This is a genomic window from Leyella lascolaii (assembly GCF_900079775.1).
In the GTDB taxonomy this organism is placed as follows: Bacteria; Bacteroidota; Bacteroidia; order Bacteroidales; family Bacteroidaceae; genus Prevotella; species Prevotella lascolaii.
This window is the reverse complement of record NZ_LT556040.1, coordinates 1-583: the sequence shown is the minus strand read 5'-3', so window position 1 is coordinate 583 and position 583 is coordinate 1. Positions and strand designations below refer to the sequence as shown.

Annotated in this window: 1 protein-coding gene and 1 pseudogene; both read right to left on the bottom strand. The window is 46.7% G+C overall.

The annotated features are described in order from the left end of the window. The coding region (locus BN4609_RS09110) for a DUF3408 domain-containing protein (protein WP_068856422.1) at positions 1 to 396 on the bottom strand (396 nt) is incomplete at its 3' end. Between the two features lie 4 nt (positions 397 to 400). Continuing rightward, positions 401 to 583 (bottom strand): annotated as a pseudogene (locus tag BN4609_RS09105) (ParA family protein); the annotation flags it as partial.

Sequence of the window (583 nt, the reverse complement as noted above, 5' to 3'; positions counted from 1 at the left end):
CTGGTTCTCTTCAAGATGTCTCTCAAGAATAAGGTCGATGTAACCACCGACTGTCAACTCATGCTTTGCGAGCACACTGACTATTCTTGAAATTCTCCTGTGTATCTCACGGCTGATATAAACGCATTGACGAGTCTTTATCTCGTTTCGCTTGAAGAATGCCGAATCGTAACTTTCCGAAGAAGCCTTGGGAGGCTTGCGTGAAATTGGCGACTTATCGGTCTGCGAGCATTGGGACTTCCAGCCAACCTCTTCTTTCTCTTCGGTATCTTTCACTTGGGATTGGGAAGCTCCGTCAAGAATGGATGCCGTTGTCGTGCCAATCTTGCTCTTGCCAATAGAGGCAATGAGCAGATTTTCATCTATTGCGTCAGTGTTGATTTTTCTGCTTACCATAGGCTCATGTCTTTATGATTTCACAAATCTCGTCGGACAACTCCTTGATGCCACTCCCTCGCAACAGGTTTGGGTCTGATGGAAAGATGGTGGAACGGAACACTGCCTTTCTGTTCTCCGACAGCTCTCTTCTGAAACGTTTGCTGTCTGGCAGTCGTGTGTTGAGAACCGAATAGTCGAGAGACTT